General features: G+C 73.2%; 12 protein-coding genes and 1 pseudogene. 10 read left to right on the forward strand and 3 right to left on the reverse strand.

Annotation, left to right across the window (positions count from 1 at the left end):
- Positions 1-191 precede the first annotated feature (191 nt).
- Positions 192-1,481 carry a citrate synthase gene (locus tag AB0G63_RS16610; RefSeq protein ID WP_351884897.1) on the forward strand — a complete coding sequence of 430 codons (1,290 nt, stop codon included), beginning with the start codon at positions 192-194 and terminating at the stop codon, positions 1,479-1,481.
- A gap of 684 nt (positions 1,482-2,165) precedes the next feature.
- Here the strand turns inward: AB0G63_RS16610 and AB0G63_RS16615 are convergent.
- Complete coding sequence (locus AB0G63_RS16615; protein WP_360750443.1) at positions 2,166-4,418, reverse strand: heavy metal translocating P-type ATPase; 2,253 nt, start codon at positions 4,416-4,418, stop codon at positions 2,166-2,168.
- Between the two features lie 84 nt (positions 4,419-4,502).
- Positions 4,503-4,742, reverse strand: a complete 240-nt coding sequence (locus tag AB0G63_RS16620; RefSeq protein WP_360750445.1) for a heavy-metal-associated domain-containing protein — start codon at positions 4,740-4,742, stop codon at positions 4,503-4,505.
- Between the two features lie 292 nt (positions 4,743-5,034).
- Here AB0G63_RS16620 and AB0G63_RS16625 point away from each other — a divergent pair, with 292 nt between their 5' ends.
- Positions 5,035-6,078: a zinc-dependent alcohol dehydrogenase family protein gene (locus tag AB0G63_RS16625; RefSeq protein ID WP_324783967.1), complete on the forward strand. Its 1,044-nt coding sequence runs from the start codon at positions 5,035-5,037 to the stop codon at positions 6,076-6,078.
- 28 nt (positions 6,079-6,106) lie between these two features.
- Here AB0G63_RS16625 and AB0G63_RS16630 read toward each other — a convergent pair whose 3' ends face one another.
- A complete protein-coding gene (locus AB0G63_RS16630; RefSeq protein ID WP_324783966.1) occupies positions 6,107-6,307 on the reverse strand; it encodes a MerR family transcriptional regulator in 201 nt (66 codons plus the stop codon).
- Between the two features lie 360 nt (positions 6,308-6,667).
- Between AB0G63_RS16630 and iolC the strand changes: the two genes are divergently transcribed.
- The 8 genes and pseudogenes from iolC to AB0G63_RS16670 all read left to right on the forward strand — a co-directional run bounded on the left by iolC (position 6,668) and on the right by AB0G63_RS16670 (position 18,573).
- The gene (iolC, locus tag AB0G63_RS16635; RefSeq protein ID WP_360750448.1) at positions 6,668-7,618 is read left to right on the forward strand and encodes a 5-dehydro-2-deoxygluconokinase; all 951 of its coding nucleotides are present in this window, start codon (positions 6,668-6,670) and stop codon (positions 7,616-7,618) included.
- Positions 7,619-7,851: 233 nt separating this feature from the next.
- Entirely contained in the window at positions 7,852-8,736 is an 885-nt protein-coding gene (locus AB0G63_RS16640) for a deoxyribose-phosphate aldolase (protein ID WP_360750579.1), read from the forward strand.
- 123 nt (positions 8,737-8,859) lie between these two features.
- A pseudogene (locus AB0G63_RS16645) lies at positions 8,860-9,008 on the forward strand (5-deoxy-glucuronate isomerase); the annotation flags it as partial.
- A gap of 83 nt (positions 9,009-9,091) precedes the next feature.
- Positions 9,092-10,984: a 3D-(3,5/4)-trihydroxycyclohexane-1,2-dione acylhydrolase (decyclizing) gene (iolD, locus tag AB0G63_RS16650; RefSeq protein ID WP_360750450.1), complete on the forward strand. Its 1,893-nt coding sequence runs from the start codon at positions 9,092-9,094 to the stop codon at positions 10,982-10,984.
- Between the two features lie 14 nt (positions 10,985-10,998).
- Positions 10,999-12,501, forward strand: a complete 1,503-nt coding sequence (mmsA, locus tag AB0G63_RS16655) for a CoA-acylating methylmalonate-semialdehyde dehydrogenase (RefSeq protein ID WP_360750452.1) — start codon at positions 10,999-11,001, stop codon at positions 12,499-12,501.
- 304 nt (positions 12,502-12,805) lie between these two features.
- The gene (locus AB0G63_RS16660; protein ID WP_360750454.1) at positions 12,806-14,209 is read left to right on the forward strand and encodes an APC family permease; all 1,404 of its coding nucleotides are present in this window, start codon (positions 12,806-12,808) and stop codon (positions 14,207-14,209) included.
- A 258-nt stretch (positions 14,210-14,467) separates the two neighbouring features.
- Complete coding sequence (locus AB0G63_RS16665) at positions 14,468-17,704, forward strand: alpha/beta fold hydrolase (RefSeq protein WP_360750456.1); 3,237 nt, start codon at positions 14,468-14,470, stop codon at positions 17,702-17,704.
- Positions 17,701-18,573 (forward strand): ABC transporter permease, encoded by an 873-nt coding sequence (locus AB0G63_RS16670; RefSeq protein WP_351884871.1) that lies wholly within the window; start codon positions 17,701-17,703, stop codon positions 18,571-18,573. The genes AB0G63_RS16665 and AB0G63_RS16670 overlap by 4 nt, the downstream gene beginning before the upstream one ends.
- The last annotated feature ends 12 nt before the right edge of the window (positions 18,574-18,585 follow it).

Raw genomic sequence — 18,585 nt, forward strand, 5'->3', positions numbered from 1 at the left:
AATGAGTCGCCTAGGTCACACAGCACTTCCGGATGAGCAACAGAGGGGGCAGGATGAGCAAGTTGACGGCACTGAGTGCCGTCAATAGGCCCGATGGTCGACCCCGAGTGCACTCTCCTGAGCCAATTGGGGGATGGTAGAGACAGTCAGGGCAACCTCGAAGATGAGGCACTACGTCGGTGAGGGAAGACGTGAGCGACAACTCTGTAGTACTGCGGTACGGCGACGGCGAGTACACCTACCCGGTGATCGACAGCACCGTCGGCGACAAGGGCTTCGACATCGGGAAGCTCCGCGCCCAGACCGGTCTGGTGACCCTGGACAGCGGCTACGGCAACACGGCCGCCTATAAATCCGCGATCACCTACCTCGACGGCGAGGCGGGCATTCTCCGGTACCGCGGCTACCCGATCGAGCAGCTGGCCGAGCGCTCCACCTTCCTGGAGGTCGCCTACCTGCTCATCAACGGCGAGCTCCCGACCGTCGACGAGCTGTCGTCCTTCAAGAACGAGATCACGCAGCACACCCTGCTGCACGAGGACGTCAAGAACTTCTACCGGGGCTTCCCGCGCGACGCCCACCCGATGGCCATGCTGTCGTCGGTGGTCTCGGCGCTGTCCACGTTCTACCAGGACAGCCACAACCCGTTCGACGAGAAGCAGCGCAACCTCTCGACGATCCGCCTGCTCGCGAAGCTTCCGACGATCGCGGCGTACGCGTACAAGAAGTCGATCGGCCACCCGTTCGTCTACCCGCGCAACGACCTCGGCTACGTCGAGAACTTCCTGCGGATGACCTTCTCCGTGCCCGCGCAGGAGTACGACCTCGACCCGACCGTGGTCTCCGCGCTCGACAAGCTGCTGATCCTGCACGCGGACCACGAGCAGAACTGTTCGACCTCCACGGTCCGCCTGGTGGGTTCGTCGCAGGCCAACATGTTCGCGTCGATCTCGGCCGGCATCAACGCGCTGTGGGGCCCGCTGCACGGCGGCGCCAACCAGTCCGTCCTGGAGATGCTGGAGGGCATCCGGGACGCCGGCGGCGACGTCGACTCCTTCATCCGCAAGGTGAAGAACAAGGAGGACGGCGTCCGGCTGATGGGCTTCGGCCACCGGGTCTACAAGAACTTCGACCCGCGCGCCAAGATCATCAAGGCCGCCGCGCACGACGTGCTGTCCGCCCTCGGCAAGTCCGACGAGCTGCTGGACATCGCGCTGAAGCTGGAGGAGCACGCGCTCTCCGACGACTACTTCGTCTCGCGCAGCCTCTACCCGAACGTGGACTTCTACACCGGCCTGATCTACCGCGCGATGGGCTTCCCGACCGAGATGTTCACGGTCCTGTTCGCGCTGGGCCGGCTGCCGGGCTGGATCGCCCAGTGGCACGAGATGATCAAGGAGCCGGGCTCCCGCATCGGTCGCCCGCGCCAGATCTACACGGGCGTCGTCGAGCGCGACTTCGTGCCGGTCGAGGAGCGCTGACCCGCGGTCGAGGGCTCGGGCGCGCGGAGACGCGAAAGCGCTGAACGCGGTCGGGCCCCCGACACCGGCTGAGGCGCCCCACTCGGAGGCGAGCCGAGCCGTACAAAGCAGAAGGCGCCCTGGCGCCGGTCCCCCCACGGGCCGACGACCAGGGCGCCTTCCCATGTCCCGGTGCGGATTCCCCCCACGGGATCCGGCCGGGCGTCTGTGAGGACAGCGCCTGAATCGCTGTTGTGCAGATCGAGCAGTTGAGCAGAACGAGCAAAAGTCGCCGTGCCGCTCGGGTGTGCGATCTGCCGGGACAGCGCACGCACGGGAGGGCCGCTCAAAGCTTCCCGCTGTACGTGCCCCGGCAACGCATCTCCGGAGAAAGTCCCCCAAGACATTCTCCAGACGCCAGTCGGCGCCCCCCAAGACGCCTTCTGACATCGTCAACTTAGACCTTCGAGCCCCCTCGATGGTTACGTTCACATCACTGTGATCTGTGTCTCTTGCATATGTCCGTTAGATGCGCAAGAGCCCCGATCCGGCGACCGGGACTCAAGCGTAAGGATGATGCGCGAGCCTTGTGAAGAGCTTATGTGAGGCCGAGGCAGGACTCTAGAGGGACTTTTACTTCCGCCCCCACCAACCCGCCGGTAATAAAATCGCCGGCCGTCGGCGGAACGTTCCCTCGGTGGAACGTCACCGGAACGTCCGCAGCCGCAGGCTGTTCGTCACCACGAACACCGACGAGAAGGCCATCGCGGCCCCCGCGATCATCGGGTTGAGCAGGCCCGCGGCGGCCAGCGGCAGCGCGGCCACGTTGTATCCGAAGGCCCACACCAGGTTGCCCTTGATGGTCGACAGCGTGCGGCGCGAGAGCCGGATCGCGTCCGCGGCCACCCGCAGGTCCCCGCGCACCAGCGTCAGGTCGCCCGCCTCGATCGCCGCGTCCGTTCCGGTGCCCATCGCCAGGCCCAGGTCGGCGGTGGCCAGCGCGGCCGCGTCGTTGACCCCGTCGCCCACCATGGCCACGCTGCGCCCCTCGGCCTGGAGCCGCCTGACGGCGTCGACCTTGTCCTCCGGGAGCACCTCGGCGATCACGTCGCCGGGGTCGATCCCGACCGCCCGGGCCACCGCCCGCGCCACCGCCCGGTTGTCCCCGGTCAGCAGCATCGGCGTGAGCCCCAGCGCCCGCAGCTCGCGCACGGCCTCGGCGCTGGTCTCCTTGACCGCGTCCGCGACGGCCACGACACCGCGTGCCACTCCGTCCCAGCCGACCACGACGGCCGTACGGCCGTCCCGCTCGGCCTCGTCCTTGGCGCGGGCCAGGTCCGCGGGCAGTGCCTCGAAGAGCCGCCCCACGGCCACCTCCAGGCCCTCCACGCGCCCGCGTACGCCCCGTCCGGGCACGTTCTCGAACGCCTCGGCCTCCGGGAGCCGCCCGACGCGCTCCTCGGCGCCCGCGGCCACCGCCCGGGCGACGGGGTGCTCGGAGGCGTGCTCCACCGCGCCCGCGAGCCGCAGCACCTGCTTCTCGTCCGCGCCGTCGGCGGCGTACACCTCCTGGAGGGTCATCCGGCCGGTGGTGACGGTGCCGGTCTTGTCGAGGACGACCGTGTCGACGCGCCGGGTCGACTCCAGCACCTCGGGGCCCTTGATGAGGATGCCGAGCTGCGCGCCGCGCCCGGTGCCGACCATCAGCGCGGTCGGCGTGGCCAGGCCCAGCGCGCACGGGCAGGCGATGATCAGCACCGCGACGGCCGCGGTGAACGCGGCGCCGGTGTCGCCGCTGGCGCCGAGCCACCCCCCGAACGTGGCGACCGCGATCCCGATCACGACGGGCACGAACACCGCGGAGATGCGGTCGGCGAGCCGCTGCACCTCGGCCTTGCCGTTCTGCGCGTCCTCCACCAGCCGCGCCATCCGGGCCAGCTGCGTGTCGGCGCCGACCCGGGTGGCCTCGACGACCAGCCGGCCCCCGGCGTTCACCGTCGCGCCGGTGACGGCGTCGCCGACGGTCACGTCGACCGGCACCGACTCGCCGGTCAGCATGGCGGCGTCCACCGCGGACGTGCCCTCGACCACGGTGCCGTCGGTGGCGATCTTCTCCCCGGGCCGTACGACGAAACGGTCGCCGACGGCCAGCTGGGACACCGGCACGCGGACCTCGCGGCCGGCGCGCAGTACGGCCACGTCCTTGGCGCCGAGTTCCATCAGCGCCCGCAGGGCCGCTCCCGCCCGGCGCTTGGAGCGGGCCTCCAGGAAGCGGCCGAGCAGGATGAAGGCGACGACGCCGGAGGCGACCTCCAGGTAGATCGTGGACGTGCCCTGGGCGCGGGAGACGGTGAAGCTGAACTCGTCCCGCATGCCGGTCATGCCCGCGTCACCGAAGAACAGCGCCCACAGCGACCAGGTGAACGCGGCCAGCGTGCCGACCGAGACGAGGGTGTCCATGGTGGCGGCGCCGTGCCGGGCGTTCGTCCAGGCGGCCCGGTGGAAGGGCAGGGCGCCCCAGACGACCACGGGGGAGGCGAGGGTGAGCGCCAGCCACTGCCAGTTGTCGAACTGGAGGGCCGGGATCATGGACATCAGGACGACCGGGGCGGCCAGCAGGGCGGAGACGGTGAAGCGCTGCCGGTAGGCGGCGAGTTCGGGGTCCTCCGGCGTCGTCTCCCCGGCCGACTCCGGCTCCGGCCGCGGCGGCGCGGGTTCCTCGGCCGTGTAGCCGGTCTTCACCACGGTGGCGATCAGGTCGGCGACCTGCACCCCGGAGGGGTAGCTGACCTTGGCCTTCTCCGTCGCGAAGTTCACCGTGGCCGTGACGCCGTCCATGCGGTTGAGCTTCTTCTCGACGCGGGCCGCGCAGGAGGCGCAGGTCATCCCGCCGATGAGCAGCTCGACCTCGGAGTGGCCGTCCTGGTCCGCCGGTGTGTGGGCGGTGGTGCTGGTCATGTCCGGACTCCAGACATCGGACCGGACCGCGCGGACGCAGTATCAGCTGGTCGGCACGGTCGGTCGGAGAACAGGTGCTGTCGGTCAGACGGTACCGACGAGCTCGTAGCCCGCCTCGTCCACCGCGGCGCGCACCGCGGCCTCGTCGAGGGGGGCCGCGGAGACCACGGTGACCTCGCCGGTCGAGGCGACGGCCTTCACCGAGCTGACGCCGGGGATCTCGGAGATCTCACCGGAGACGGAGCCCTCGCAGTGTCCGCAGCTCATGCCGCTCACCTTGTAGACGGTGGTGACGGAAGCCGGGGTGTCGGACTGGGCGGTCATGTCTCTCTCCTCGTCGAGGCGGGTGGGGCTGTGGGGGCCCACGGGGACCTCCACCAACTCCACTGTACCCCTAGGGGGTATTTATCCAAGGACCGCCCGCCGCGGCGGGCTCCCCCGGGTCTTCGCCGGGCCCTCCCCGGTCCCTCGCCTAGAGTTCAGCGAGAACGCGGTGATCTCCAGGAGCCGAGGCCAGGGCGTATCCGGACCGGCCCCTGCACGGACGAACCGGACAGGCCTATGGGGCGGACGAACCGGACAGGCCCCTGGGGCGGACGAAAAGGCGAGGCGGCGGATGCGCGCGGTGGTGTTCGAACGGTACGGGGAGCCGGCCGAGGTGCGGGACGTGCCGGATCCGCGGCCCGCCGAGCACGGCGTGGTCGTGCGGGTCGAGGCCACCGGCCTGTGCCGCAGCGACTGGCACGGCTGGCAGGGCCACGACCCGGACATCACGCTGCCGCACGTGCCCGGCCACGAGCTCGCCGGTGTCGTCGAGGCGGTGGGCGACCGGGTCACCGGCTGGCGTCCCGGCGACCGGGTCACCGTGCCGTTCGTGTGCGCGTGCGGCACCTGCGGCGCGTGCGCGGCGGGCGAGCAGCAGGTGTGCGAGCGGCAGACCCAGCCCGGCTTCACCCACTGGGGCTCCTTCGCGCAGTACGTGGCGCTGGACCACGCCGACGTGAACCTGGTCGCCGTACCGCCGGAGCTGTCCTCCGCGACGGCGGCCTCGCTCGGCTGCCGGTTCGCGACGGCGTTCCGCGCGGTGGTGCAGCGGGGCCGGGTGGCCGCGGGGGAGTGGGTGGCGGTGCACGGCTGCGGGGGCGTGGGCCTGTCCGCGGTGATGATCGCGGCGGCGTCGGGCGCGCGGGTCGTCGCCGTCGACGTGTCGCCCGGGGCGCTGGAGCTGGCACGGCGGTTCGGTGCGGCGCACTGCGTGGACGCGTCGCGCACGCCGGACACCGCGCAGGCCGTACGGGAGCTGACCGGCGGCGGCGCCCACCTCTCCCTCGACGCCCTCGGCTCGCCCGCCACCTGCGCCGCGTCGGTGAACGGCCTGCGCCGCCGCGGCCGGCACGTGCAGGTGGGCCTGCTGCCGTCACCGGACGGCACCACGGCCGTCCCGATGGCCCGCGCGATCGCCCTGGAACTCGACGTCATGGGCAGCCACGGCATGGCCGCCCACACCTACGCCCCCATGCTGGAGCTGGTGCGGGCGGGCGTGCTGCGCCCCGATCTGCTGGTGACGTCGACGATCCCGCTGGACGCGGTGCCGGAGGCGCTGGCGGCGCTCGGCACGGCGCCCGGAGCGGGGGTGACGGTCGTCGCGCCGTGGGACTGACGGCGACCGGGGGGCCGTGCCGGGAGGGTCAGTCCTCCCGGCGCCCGCGGTTGCGGGGCCGGGCGGCGACCCAGGCGCGGACGGTGTCGGCGTACCAGTAGGGCTTGCCGCCCTCGACGTGGTCGGGCGGCGGGAGCAGCCCGTGCTTGCGGTAGGACCGCACGGTGTCCGGCTGTACCCGGATGTGCGCCGCGATCTCCTTGTACGACCAGAGCCTTCGGTCGGTCATCGACTTGCACCTCCCCGCGCGCACCGCGGTGGCGGCCGGGGGCGGCCGTCGGGGGGACCGGGCGCTGCGCTGGCGATCAGGAACCCTGTGCCCAACGAGCCACCCCGGAGGCGGGCAGCGGCTGTGCGCCGGGTGTGACGGCCCGCCCGCGAAGATGCGACATGTGTGACACGGGGGTGGCTTTTGTGACAGGAGTGCAGCAAAGGCGTACGCGGGCTCACCGGCGCGGCGCGTTGACGCCGGCGGCGCGGACTCATGGCAAGCGCTGTCAAAGGACTCGTCCGAATGTCCGGACAAACCATTGACACGGCTCGCCGTGCGGAGCTAGAAACGCCGGAGAGCCGATGCGAAGGGAAGCCGATGGCGTACGACCTGATCACCATGGGGCGGATCGGGGTGGATCTGTATCCCCTGCAGACCGGTGTCCCGCTGCCGCAGGTGACGACCTTCGGCAAGTTCCTCGGCGGCTCGGCGGCCAACGTCGCGGTCGCCGCGGCCCGCCTGGGCCGCCGCTCCGCGGTGATCACCCGGACCGGCGACGACCCCTTCGGCGTCTACCTCCACGAGGCGCTGAAGGGCTTCGGCGTGGACGACCGCTGGGTCACCCCGGTCCCCGGGCTGCCCACGCCCGTCACGTTCTGCGAGGTCTTCCCGCCGGACGACTTCCCGCTCTACTTCTACCGGCAGCCCAAGGCCCCCGACCTGGAGATCGACGCCCACGAACTCGACCTCGACGCCGTCCGCGAGGCCCGCGTCTTCTGGGTCACCGGCACCGGCCTGAGCGAGGAGCCGAGCCGCACGGCGACGCTGGCCGCCCTCGCCCACCGGGCCAAGGCCGGCACCACCGTCTTCGACCTCGACTGGCGCCCCATGTTCTGGCGCGACCCCGACGCGGCCCGCCCCTTCTACCGGGAGGCCCTGCGCCACACCACCGTCGCCGTCGGGAACCTGGACGAGGTGGAGGTCGCCACCGGCGTGCGCGAGCCGCACGCCGCCGCCCGCGCGCTGCTCGACGCCGGGGTCGAACTCGCGGTCGTCAAGCAGGGACCCAAGGGCGTCCTCGCCGTCGACAGCAGGGGCGGCACCGCCGAGGTGCCTCCGCTGCCGGTCGACGTCCTCAACGGCCTCGGCGCCGGCGACGCCTTCGGCGGCTCCCTGTGCCACGGCCTGCTGGAGGGCTGGGACCTGGAGACGGTCATGCGGCACGCCAACGCGGCCGGCGCGATCGTCGCCTCCCGCCTGGAGTGCTCCTCCGCCATGCCGACCACGGACGAGATCGAGGCCGCCCTGAAGGCCGGAGCGGTGCGGTGAGGGCCGGCCGCGTCACGGGCGCCCACCCCGGCGACGGGGACGGGCCGGCACCCGCGCGCGTGGACACCGCCGCGCCCGCGCCCGCGCACCGGAACGCCGCCGGGCCCGCGCCCGCGCACCACAGCGCCGAAGGGCCCGCCCGCGGGGCCATCGGCAGGCCCGAGCCCGCCCCCGCGCACACCGTCGGCCCCAACCTCGCCCCCGCGCACACCCCCGGCCCCGCGCCCGACCGCGTGGACGTGGCCGAACTCGTGCGCATCCGCGCCCGCCACCCCGAGGCGGTCGCGGAGGCCGCCGCCCGCCGGATCCGCCGCCCGCTGCTCGGCGACACCGGCCGGCTGATGATCGTCGCCGCCGACCACCCGGCCCGCGGCGCCCTCGGCGTCGGCGACCGCGGGTTCGCCATGGCCGACCGCGCCGACCTGCTCCGGCGCCTGTGCCTGGCGCTGTCCCGCCCCGGTGTGGACGGCGTCCTCGCCACCGCCGACATCCTGGACGACCTGCTGCTGCTCGGCGCCCTCGACGGCAAGGTCGTCATGGGCTCCATGAACCGCGGCGGCCTGCAGGGCGCCCGCTTCGAACTCGACGACCGCTTCACCGGCCACCGCCCCGAGGACATCGACCGCCTCGGATTCGACGCCGGCAAGCTGCTGCTGCGCATCGACTACGACGACCCGGGCTCCCTCACCACCCTGGAGTCCGCCGCCCGCGTCGTCGACGCCATGGCCGCACGCCGGCTCCCCGTCTTCGTCGAGCCGTTCATCAGCCGCCGCACCGACGGCGGCGGACTGCGCAACGACCTGTCCGCCGAGGCGGTGACCAGGTCCATCGCCATCGCCTCCGGCCTGGGCGGCACCTCGGCCTACACCTGGCTGAAGGTGCCGGTCACCGACGACCCCGACGCCATGGCGGAGGTCATGGCGACCTCCACGCTGCCCGCGGTCCTCCTCGGCGGCGACATCGGCGACGGAGCCGAGGACCGGGCGGCGGCGTACGAGAAGTGGCGCGGCGCCCTGCGGCTGCCGACCGTGCGGGGCATGGTGGCCGGCCGTTCGCTGCTGTATCCGGCGGACGGCGACGTGGCCGCGGCCGTGGACGCCGCCGTGGGGCTGCTGTGAGGCCGCCGTATGAGCGACATCAGCGACATCAGCGACATCAGCGACGAGCTGCGGGTGCTCCCGCGACACGTCGGATGTACCGTGCAAACAGGTCCTGAGGAACCACAACTCCCGGACGGGGCAAGCGTGTTCGCGTCGGACACCGGCGCGGCGCACGCCCCCCGAGCCCCCGGGTCCAGATCGCCTCCGGCGCGGGAGACCGCTTCGCCCTGGCAGGAGCGAAGTGCGAGCGACGACTCCCCGCCCGCTACGGCCCCGCGCCGGAGGTCCCGAACGGCTTCGGCCGCACACGCGTGTCTCCCCGGCGTGAAAGCGCACCCGACGGCTTTCACCCGGACCACAGGGAGGGATACCGATGACGGTGCAGACCTCGACGACGAGGCTCACGGTCGCGCAGGCGCTCGTGCGCTTCCTGTCCGCCCAGTACACCGAGCGGGACGGCGTACGGCGCCGGCTCATCGGCGCGACCTGGGGCATCTTCGGCCACGGCAACGTGGCGGGGATCGGCCAGGCACTGGTGGAGTACGCCGCTGACATGCCGTACCACCAGGGCCGCAACGAGCAGGCCATGGTGCACGCGGCGGTCGGCTACGCCCGCCAGTCCGACCGGCTGTCCACACACGCGGTGACGACCTCCATCGGTCCGGGCGCGACCAACCTCGTCACCGGCGCCGCGCTCGCCACGATCAACCACCTCCCGGTCCTGCTGCTGCCCGGCGACGTCTTCGCCGGCCGCCCCGCCGACCCGGTGCTGCAGCAGCTCGAGGTCCCCCACGCCGGCGACGTGTCGGTCAACGACTGCCTGCGCCCGGTGTCGAGGTACTTCGACCGGATCACCCGCCCGCCGGCCCTGATCCCCGCGGCCCTGAACGCGATGCGCGTGCTCACCGACCCCGTGGACACCGGCGCGGTCACGCTCGCGCTGCCGCAGGACGTCCAGGCCGAGGCGTACGACTGGCCGGAGGAGTTCTTCGCGCAGCGCACCTGGGCCGTCCGCAGGCCGGGCCCCGACCCGGCCGAGCTCGCCGACGCGGTCCGCGTGATCCGGTCGGCCCGCCGGCCCCTGGTCGTCGCGGGCGGCGGGGTGCACCACAGCCGCGCCGAGGAGGCCCTCGCGGAGTTCGCGGAGGCCACCCGCATCCCGGTCGCCTCCACCCAGGCCGGCAAGGGCTCCCTGCGCCACGACCACCCGCAGGACGTCGGCGGCGTCGGTCACACCGGCACCGCGACCGCGGACGAGCTCGCCCGCACCGCCGACCTGGTGATCGGCGTCGGCACCCGCTACACCGACTTCACCACCGCCTCCGGCACCCTGTTCACCGGCGACGGCGTCCGCTTCCTCAACGTCAACATCGCGCCCTTCGACGGCCACAAGCTCGCCGGCCTGCCGCTGGTCGCCGACGCCCGCAGCGGCCTGCAGGAGCTGACCGAGGCGCTTCAGATGCACGACCACCGGGTCGCCGACTCCTACGTCGCGGAGTACACCGAGGACAAGGAGCGCTGGGAGCAGCGCGTCGACGCCTGCTTCGAGGCCGACGACCCCGACGTGCGGCCGACGCAGCCACAGGTCCTCGGCGCCCTGGACGCCGTGGTGGACGACACGGACGTGATCGTCAACGCGGCCGGTTCGCTGCCGGGCGACCTGCACAAGCTGTGGCGGACCCGCTCCCGCGACCAGTACCACGTCGAATACGGCTACTCGTGCATGGGCTACGAGATCCCGGCCGCGATAGGCGTGAAACTCGCCGCCCCCGACCGGCCCGTGTGGGCGCTGGTCGGCGACGGCACATACCTGATGATGCCGACGGAGATCGTGACGGCCGTGCAGGAGGGCCTCGCGATCAAGGTCGTCATCGTGCAGAACCACGGGTACGCCTCCATCGGCGGCCTGTCGGAGTCGGTGGGCGGCGAACGGTTCGGCACCGCCTACCGCTTCCCGGCCGGCGACGGCACGTACACCGGCGCCCCGCTGCCGGTGGACCTCGCCGCCAACGCGGCCAGCCTCGGCATGCGCGTGCTGCGCGCGAGGACCGTCGGGGAACTGCGCGAGGCGCTCGCCGAGGCGCGGGCCGCCGACACACCCACATGTGTCTACGTCGAGACCGAAACGTCAGACACAGTGTCGGGCGCGCCTCCGGCGCAGGCCTGGTGGGATGTACCCGTGGCCGAGACCGCGACCCGAGCGTCGGCGGTCAAGGCGCGAGAGCTGTACGAACGGCACGTCTCTACCCGACGCCGCCATCTGTGAAGGAGAAACCGGGCATGACGAAGATCGTCAACCACTGGATCGGCGGCAAGACCGTCGAAGGCGCCTCGGGTACGTTCGGGCCGGTGACCGACCCGGCGACCGGCGCCGTCACCGCGAAGGTCGCCTTCGCGACGGTCGACGAGGTGGACGCGGCGGTCGCCGCCGCCAAGGACGCCTACGCGACCTGGGGCCAGTCCTCGCTGGCCAAGCGCACGGAGATCCTCTTCCGCTTCCGCGCCCTGCTGGACGCCAACCGGGACGCGATCGCGGAGCTGATCACCGCCGAGCACGGCAAGGTGCACTCCGACGCCCTCGGTGAGGTGGCGCGCGGCCTGGAGATCGTCGACCTGGCGTGCGGGATCACCGTGCAGCTCAAGGGCGAGCTGTCCACGCAGGTCGCCAGCCGCGTCGACGTGGCCGCGATCCGGCAGCCGCTCGGCGTCGTCGCGGGCATCACGCCGTTCAACTTCCCGGCGATGGTCCCGATGTGGATGTTCCCGATCGCCATCGCCTGCGGCAACACCTTCGTGCTGAAGCCGAGCGAGAAGGACCCGTCGGCGTCGCTGAAGCTCGCCGAGCTGCTCGCCGAGGCGGGCCTGCCCGACGGCGTCTTCAACGTCGTGCACGGCGACAAGGTGGCCGTCGACCGCCTGCTGGAGCACCCGGACGTCAAGGCCGTCTCCTTCGTCGGCTCCACCCCGATCGCCCGCTACATCCACACCACCGCCTCCGCCAACGGCAAGCGCGTGCAGGCCCTGGGCGGCGCGAAGAACCACATGCTGGTACTGCCGGACGCCGACCTGGACGCGGCCGCGGACGCCGCCGTATCGGCCGCCTACGGCTCCGCGGGCGAGCGCTGCATGGCCATCTCCGCGGTCGTCGCGGTCGGCCCGGTCGGCGACGAGCTGGTGGAGAAGATCCGCGAGCGCGCCGAGAAGATCAAGATCGGCCCCGGCAACGACCCCGCCTCCGAGATGGGTCCGCTGATCACCGCCGTCCACCGCGACAAGGTGGCGTCCTACGTCACGAACGCGGCCGCCGAGGGCGCCGAGGTCGTGCTCGACGGCACCGGCTACACCGTCGAAGGCTACGAGGACGGCCACTGGATCGGCATCTCCCTGCTCGACAAGGTGCCCACCACGGCGAAGGCCTACCAGGACGAGATCTTCGGCCCGGTGCTGTGCGTGCTGCGCGTCGACACCTACGAGGAGGGCCTGGCCCTCATCAACGGCTCGCCCTTCGGCAACGGCACCGCGATCTTCACCCGGGACGGCGGCGCGGCCCGCCGCTTCCAGCTGGAGGTGGAGGCCGGCATGGTCGGCGTGAACGTCCCGATCCCGGTCCCGGTCGGCTACCACAGCTTCGGCGGCTGGAAGGACTCCCTCTTCGGCGACCACCACATCTACGGCAACGACGGCACGCACTTCTACACCCGCGGCAAGGTCGTCACCACCCGCTGGCCCGACCCGGCGGACGCCCCGACGGGCGTCGACCTGGGCTTCCCGCGCAACCACTGAGAGTCACCCGCACCCCCGGTGGGGCCGTCCGGTAAACGGACGGCTCCACTTTTTTTCCGGCCGCGCTACGGTTACCGTACGGCTGAAAGTGGCCCGTTTTGCGGTCTTGACGCAACGTTAACGCTCGATGAATCGCACACCGGCAACGGAATCCGTAGGTAAACAGCCATTGACGTGATGGTTTTCGTCGGGGTTCCATGCTGGCGCCGGGAGCGGACGTAGAGAACCAGGACGCGATCCGCCGGAGGCGATAGCGCGCTCCCGACCCACACCCTCAGTCGTACGAGTCGATCGGACCTGTTGCATGACCGACACGCTCCGCCCCGCCGAGACCGCCGCCGCAGCAGCAGCGGCGGCGGACAGCCCCCAGAAGCTCAAGCGCTCCATCGGCGTGGTCGGCGGGACCCTGCTGACGCTCTCGTGCGTGACACCGGCCTCCACGCTGTTCGTGGTCGTCCCCGACCTGTTCGGCTCGCTCGGCACCGCCACCGCCCTGACGATCGCCATCGGCTCCCTCCTCTGTATCGCCGTGGCGTTCTGCTACTCCGAGCTGGGCACCCTCATCCCCAGCGCGGGCGGCGAGTACGCCATGGTGTCGACGATGGCCGGGCGGCTCGCGGGCTGGCTGGTGTTCGTGCTGTCCCTGCTGGTGGTCATGATCGTCCCGCCGGTGATCGCGATGGGCACGGCCGACTACCTCGCCCCGATCGTGCACCTCGACCCGGCGATGACCGGCGCCGGCGTGATGCTGCTGGCCACCCTCGCCGGTCTGCTCGACCTGCGCGCCAACGCCTGGATCACCGGCATCTTCCTGGTCCTCGAGGTCATCGCGGCGGCCGTGGTGGCCTTCCTCGGCTTCGCCCACGGCGAGCGGGGCGCCGACAGCCTGGTGTCGATGCAGGTGGCCGGCGCCGACGGCCACGCGGACACCGTGACGGCCATGATGGTGGTCTCCGGCCTCGCCATCGCCCTCTTCATCACCCAGGGCTTCTCCACCGCCGTCTACCTCTCCGAGGAGCTGGAGCACCCGCGCCGCAACGTCGCCCGCACGGTGCTGGCCACCCTCGCCATCTCCACCGTGATCATCCTGGTCCCGGTCGCCGCCATCACCATGGGCGCCCCCGACATCGCCGCGCTCACCGGCGGCGACATCAGCACCATGGTCACCGACTGGTCCAACTCGGCCGTCGGCACCTTCGTCAGCCTCTGCGTGGCCCTCGCGATCATCAACGCCGGCATCGTCATGGTCATCCAGAACTCCCGCGTCCTGTTCGCCTCCGCCCGCGACAAGGCCTGGCCCGAGCCGGTCAACAACGTCTTCTCCCGGCTCGGCCGCTTCGGCTCCCCCTGGGTCGCCACGCTCGCGGTCGGCGTCCCCGGCGCGCTGCTCTGCTTCGTGAACCTCGACACCCTGTACGGCGTGACGGGCGTCTCCGTCACCGGCATGTACCTGCTCGTCGCGGTCGCCGCGCTGCTGTCCCGCCGCGGCCACCACAAGCACACGCCCGCCTGGCGCATGCCGCTGTGGCCCGCGGTGCCGGTGCTGCTGATCGTGGTCCTGGCCTACGTCCTCAGCCAGCAGGAGACCGGCTACCTGCTGTGGACCGGCGGCATCACCGCCGTCGCCACCCTGTACTGGGTCCTGTACCTCCGCCCGCGCAAGGACACGCGCTGGCTGGTGTCCCTCCCGGAGGACGCGCAGGCCTGAGCCCGGCAGGCCCGGCAGGCCCGGCAGGCCCGGCAGGCCCGGCAGGCCCGGCAGGCCCGGCAGGCCCGGCAGGCCCGGCAAGCCCGGCAAGCCCGGCAAGCCCGGCAAGCCCGGCAAGCCGGGCGGGCCCGGCGAGTCCGGCAGGCCCGGCCTACCGCGACCGCGGTACGCCGGCCCGGGCGCGTACTCCCGGGGGAGGGCCGGCGGCTCACCCCGGGGTCTGCCCCGGTCGCCGACGGCGGACCGTACCGTTGACGCATGGATCTTCGACTGCCCCGCGTGCGCGGGCTGCTGCGGAGGCCCCGGAGGCTGCTGGCCGCCGGGGCCGCCGTCGTCGTGCTCGCCGGCGCCGGCACCTGGACGGCCGTCGCCTCCGACGACGCCCCCCGGGTGCGCCGCAGCGACCGGGTGATGGCCGTGGACGGGGTGCGCCTGGACACCTCGTACTTCACCGCGGGCCCGGCCGGCCGCCGCCCGGCGGTCCTGCTGGCGCACGGCTTCGGCGGCAGCAAGGCCGACGTCCGGCAGCAGGCGGAGGACCTGGCGAGGGACGGCTACGCGGTGCTGACCTGGTCGGCACGCGGTTTCGGCAGGTCCACCGGGAAGATCGGGCTGAACGCCCCCGACGGCGAGGTCGCCGACGTCTCCCGGCTCATCGACTGGCTGGCGGCCCGCCCCGAGGTGCGGCTCGACAAGCCGGGCGACCCGCGCGTCGGCGTCGCGGGCGCCTCCTACGGCGGCGCGGTCTCCCTGCTGGCCGCGGGCCACGACGACCGGGTGGACGCCATCGCCCCCGCGATCACGTACTGGAACCTGGCGGACGCCCTCTTCCCGAACGGCGTCTTCAAGAAGCTGTGGGCGGGCGTCTTCGTCAACACCGGCGGCGGCTGCGCCAGGTTCGAGACCCGGCTGTGCCGGATGTACGAGCGGGTCGCGGCGTCCGGCACGCCGGACGCCGCCGCGCGCTCCCTGCTCCAGGCCCGCTCGCCGTCCGCCGTCGCCGGCCGCATCAAGGTGCCCACGCTGCTGGTGCAGGGCCAGACCGACTCCCTCTTCCCGCTCGGCCAGGCCGACGCGGCGGCCCGGGCGATCCGGGCGAACGGCGCCCCCGTCGACGTCGACTGGATCGCGGGCGGGCACGACGGCGGCGACCTGGAGGCCGGCCGCGTGCAGGCCCGGGTGCGCGCCTGGTTCGACCGCTACCTGAAGGACGACCGGCGCGCCGACACCGGCCCGGCCTTCCGCGTCACCCGCACCGGAGGCGTCGACTCCACCGACGGCGCGGCCCTGCTGCGGGGCGCGAGCGGCGACACGTATCCCGGGCTGGCGAGCGGGCGCAGGACGGTCGCCCTGACCGGACCCGAGCAGAGCTTCGCCAACCCGGCAGGCGCCAGCCCGCCCGCCGTCTCCGCCCTGCCCGGCCTCGGCGGCTTGGGCGGACTGGCCCAGCTGTCGTCGCTCGGCGTCGGGGTGTCGGCCGACTTCCCCGGCCAGTACGCGCGCTTCGAGTCGGCGCCGGTCCGCACCGACCTCAGGATCACCGGCTCGCCGACGGTCACCGTCCACGTGCGCTCCACCAGCGACACCGCCGTGCTGTTCGCCAAGGTGTACGACGTCGGCCCCGGCGGCGGGCAGCCCGTGCTGCCCGCCCAGCTGGTCACGCCCGTCCGCGTCGAGGGAGCCGGGGCGGGCAAGGACGTCACGGTCACCCTCCCGGCGATCGACCACGAGGTCCAGCGGGGGCACCGGCTGCGCCTGGTCCTGGCCTCCACCGACCTCGGCTACGCCTCCCCGGCGGCCCCGGCGACGTACACCGTCTCCGTGCGGGGCGGGCTGCTGGTCCCGACGGCGCCCGGCGTGAAGACGGCCGCCGCGCCGCTGCCCGCGTGGGTGTGGTGGCTGCCGCTCGCCGGCGCGGCGGTCGCCCTGGCCCTGCTGCTGACCGGCCGCCGCCGCACCGCCGCCGCGGCCCCCGACCCCGCGCTCGACGGCGTCCCGCTGCAGATCACCGGCCTGAGCAAGCGGTACGCCGGCGCGGCGGACCGGTACGCGGTCCGCGACCTGTCCTTCCGCGTCGAGAAGGGCCAGGTGCTCGGCCTGCTGGGCCCGAACGGCGCGGGCAAGACCACCACACTGCGCATGCTGATGGGCCTGATCAGGCCCGACGCCGGCGAGATCCGCGTTTTCGGCCACGCGGTCCGCCCCGGCTCCCCGGTGCTCTCCCGGGTCGGCGCGTTCGTCGAGGGCGCGGGCTTCCTGCCGCACCTGTCCGGCCGGGAGAACCTGGAGCTGTACTGGCGGGCGACGGGCCGGCCGCCCGAGGACGCGCACCTGGACGAGGCGCTGGAGATTGCCGGCCTCGGCGACGCGCTGGCCCGCGCGGTGCGCACGTACTCGCAGGGCATGCGCCAGCGCCTCGCCATCGCCCAGGCCATGCTGGGCCTGCCCGACCTGCTGATCCTCGACGAACCGACCAACGGCCTGGACCCGCCGCAGATCCGCGAGATGCGCGAGGTGATGATCCGGTACGCGGCCGGCGGCCGCACGGTGATCGTCTCCAGTCACCTGCTGGCCGAGGTCGAGCAGTCCTGCACCCACCTGGTCGTCATGGACCGCGGCAGGCTCGTCCAGGCGGGCCCGGTGGACGAGATCGTCGGCTCCGGCGACACCCTGCTCGTCGGCCTCGCGGCCCCCGTCCCCGACCCGCTGATCGAGAAGGTGGCGGCCCTCCCGGGCGTGAACTCGGCGACCCGCACCCCCGAGGGCCTCCTGATCCACCTCTCCCCGGCTGCGGCGGCACCCGCATTCGCCGGGACGCCGCTCGCCTCTGCCGGGACGCCGGTCGCCCCCGCAGGGACGCCGGTCGCGCCGGCCCCTGTCGGGACGTCGGCCGCTCCGGTCGGGCCCGCCTCCGCCGGTGCGCCGGTCGGGCCGGCCTCCGCCGGTGCGCCGGTCGGGCCGGCCTCTGCCGGTGCGCCGGTCGGGCCGGCCTCTGCCGGTGCGCCGGAGGGGCCGGCCTCTGCCGGTGCGCCGGAGGGGCCGGCCTCCGCCGGGACACCGGACGCGGCACCCGGCCCCGCCGGGACAGGGGAGACGCCCATCGCGCCCGCGCCCGTCCCCGTAGGGACGCCCGTGGCGCCGGACGCGCCCGTCGGAACGCCGGACGCGCCGGTCACATCCGCCCGCGCCGGGGGGCCGGTAGCGCCCGTCGAGGCGTCGGGCGTGCTCGACGCGCCCGCGTCCGCGCCGGTCGCCACGACGCCGGTCGCCACGACGCCGGACGCTCCGGTCGCCGGGGCGTCAGACACGGTGTCCGCGCCCGTCGGGACGGCGAACGCCGCGTCCGCCCCTGCCGGGACGCCGGAGGCCCCCCGTGCCGCGGCTGCCGCGCGGCTGTTGGCCGAGTTGGTGCGGCTCGACGTTCCGGTCGCCTCGTTCGGCCCCCACCGGCGTCTGGAAGACGCCTTCCTCACCCTGATCGGAGGCTCCGCATGAGCACGCTCGCCGGGCACGGCCCGTCCGCGCAGTCCGCCTCCGGCTACCGGGCCGGCCGCACCCTGCCCCTCCGCGTCGAACTGGTCCGGCAGTTCAAGCGGCGCCGCACGCTGATCATGGGCGGCATCCTCGCCGCGCTGCCGTTCGTGCTGCTGGTCGCCTTCGCGATCGGCGGCGACCCGGGCGGCCGCAACGCCCAGGTGACGCTGATGGACACGGCCACCGCGTCCGGCGCCAACTTCGCCGCCGTCAACCTGTTCGTGTCGGCGGGCTTCCTGCTGGTGATCCCGGTGGCCCTGTTCTGCGGGGACACGGTCGCCTCCGAGGCGAGCTGGTCCTCCCTGCGCTATCTGCTGGCCGCGCCCGTGCCCAGGGCCCGCCTGCTGTGGTCCAAGCTGGTCGTCGGGCTCGGACTCAGCCTGGCGGCCATGGTGCTGCTGCCCGTGGTGGCGCTCGCCGTCGGCACGGCAGCCTACGGCTGGGGCCCGCTGGAGATCCCGACCGGCGGCGCGCTGGAGCCGGGGACCGCCGCCCAGCGGCTGGCGGTGGTCGTGGCGTACCTCTTCGTGTCCCAACTGGTCACCGCGGGACTGGCGTTCTGGCTGTCCACGAAGACCGACGCCCCGCTCGGCGCGGTCGGCGGCGCGGTCGGCCTGACCATCGTCGGCAACGTCCTGGACGCCGTGACCGCCCTCGGCGACTGGCGCGACTTCCTGCCCGCGCACTGGCAGTTCGCCTGGGCGGACGCCGTCCAGCCGCACCCCGAGTGGTCCGGCATGATCCAGGGCACGGCGGTCTCCGTGACGTACGCGCTCGTGCTGTTCGCCCTCGCCTTCCGCGGTTTCGCCCGCAAGGACGTGGTGTCCTAGGCGGGTCGTGGC

This window comes from Streptomyces sp. NPDC020996, assembly GCF_040641355.1.
Taxonomy (GTDB): Bacteria; Actinomycetota; Actinomycetes; order Streptomycetales; family Streptomycetaceae; genus Streptomyces.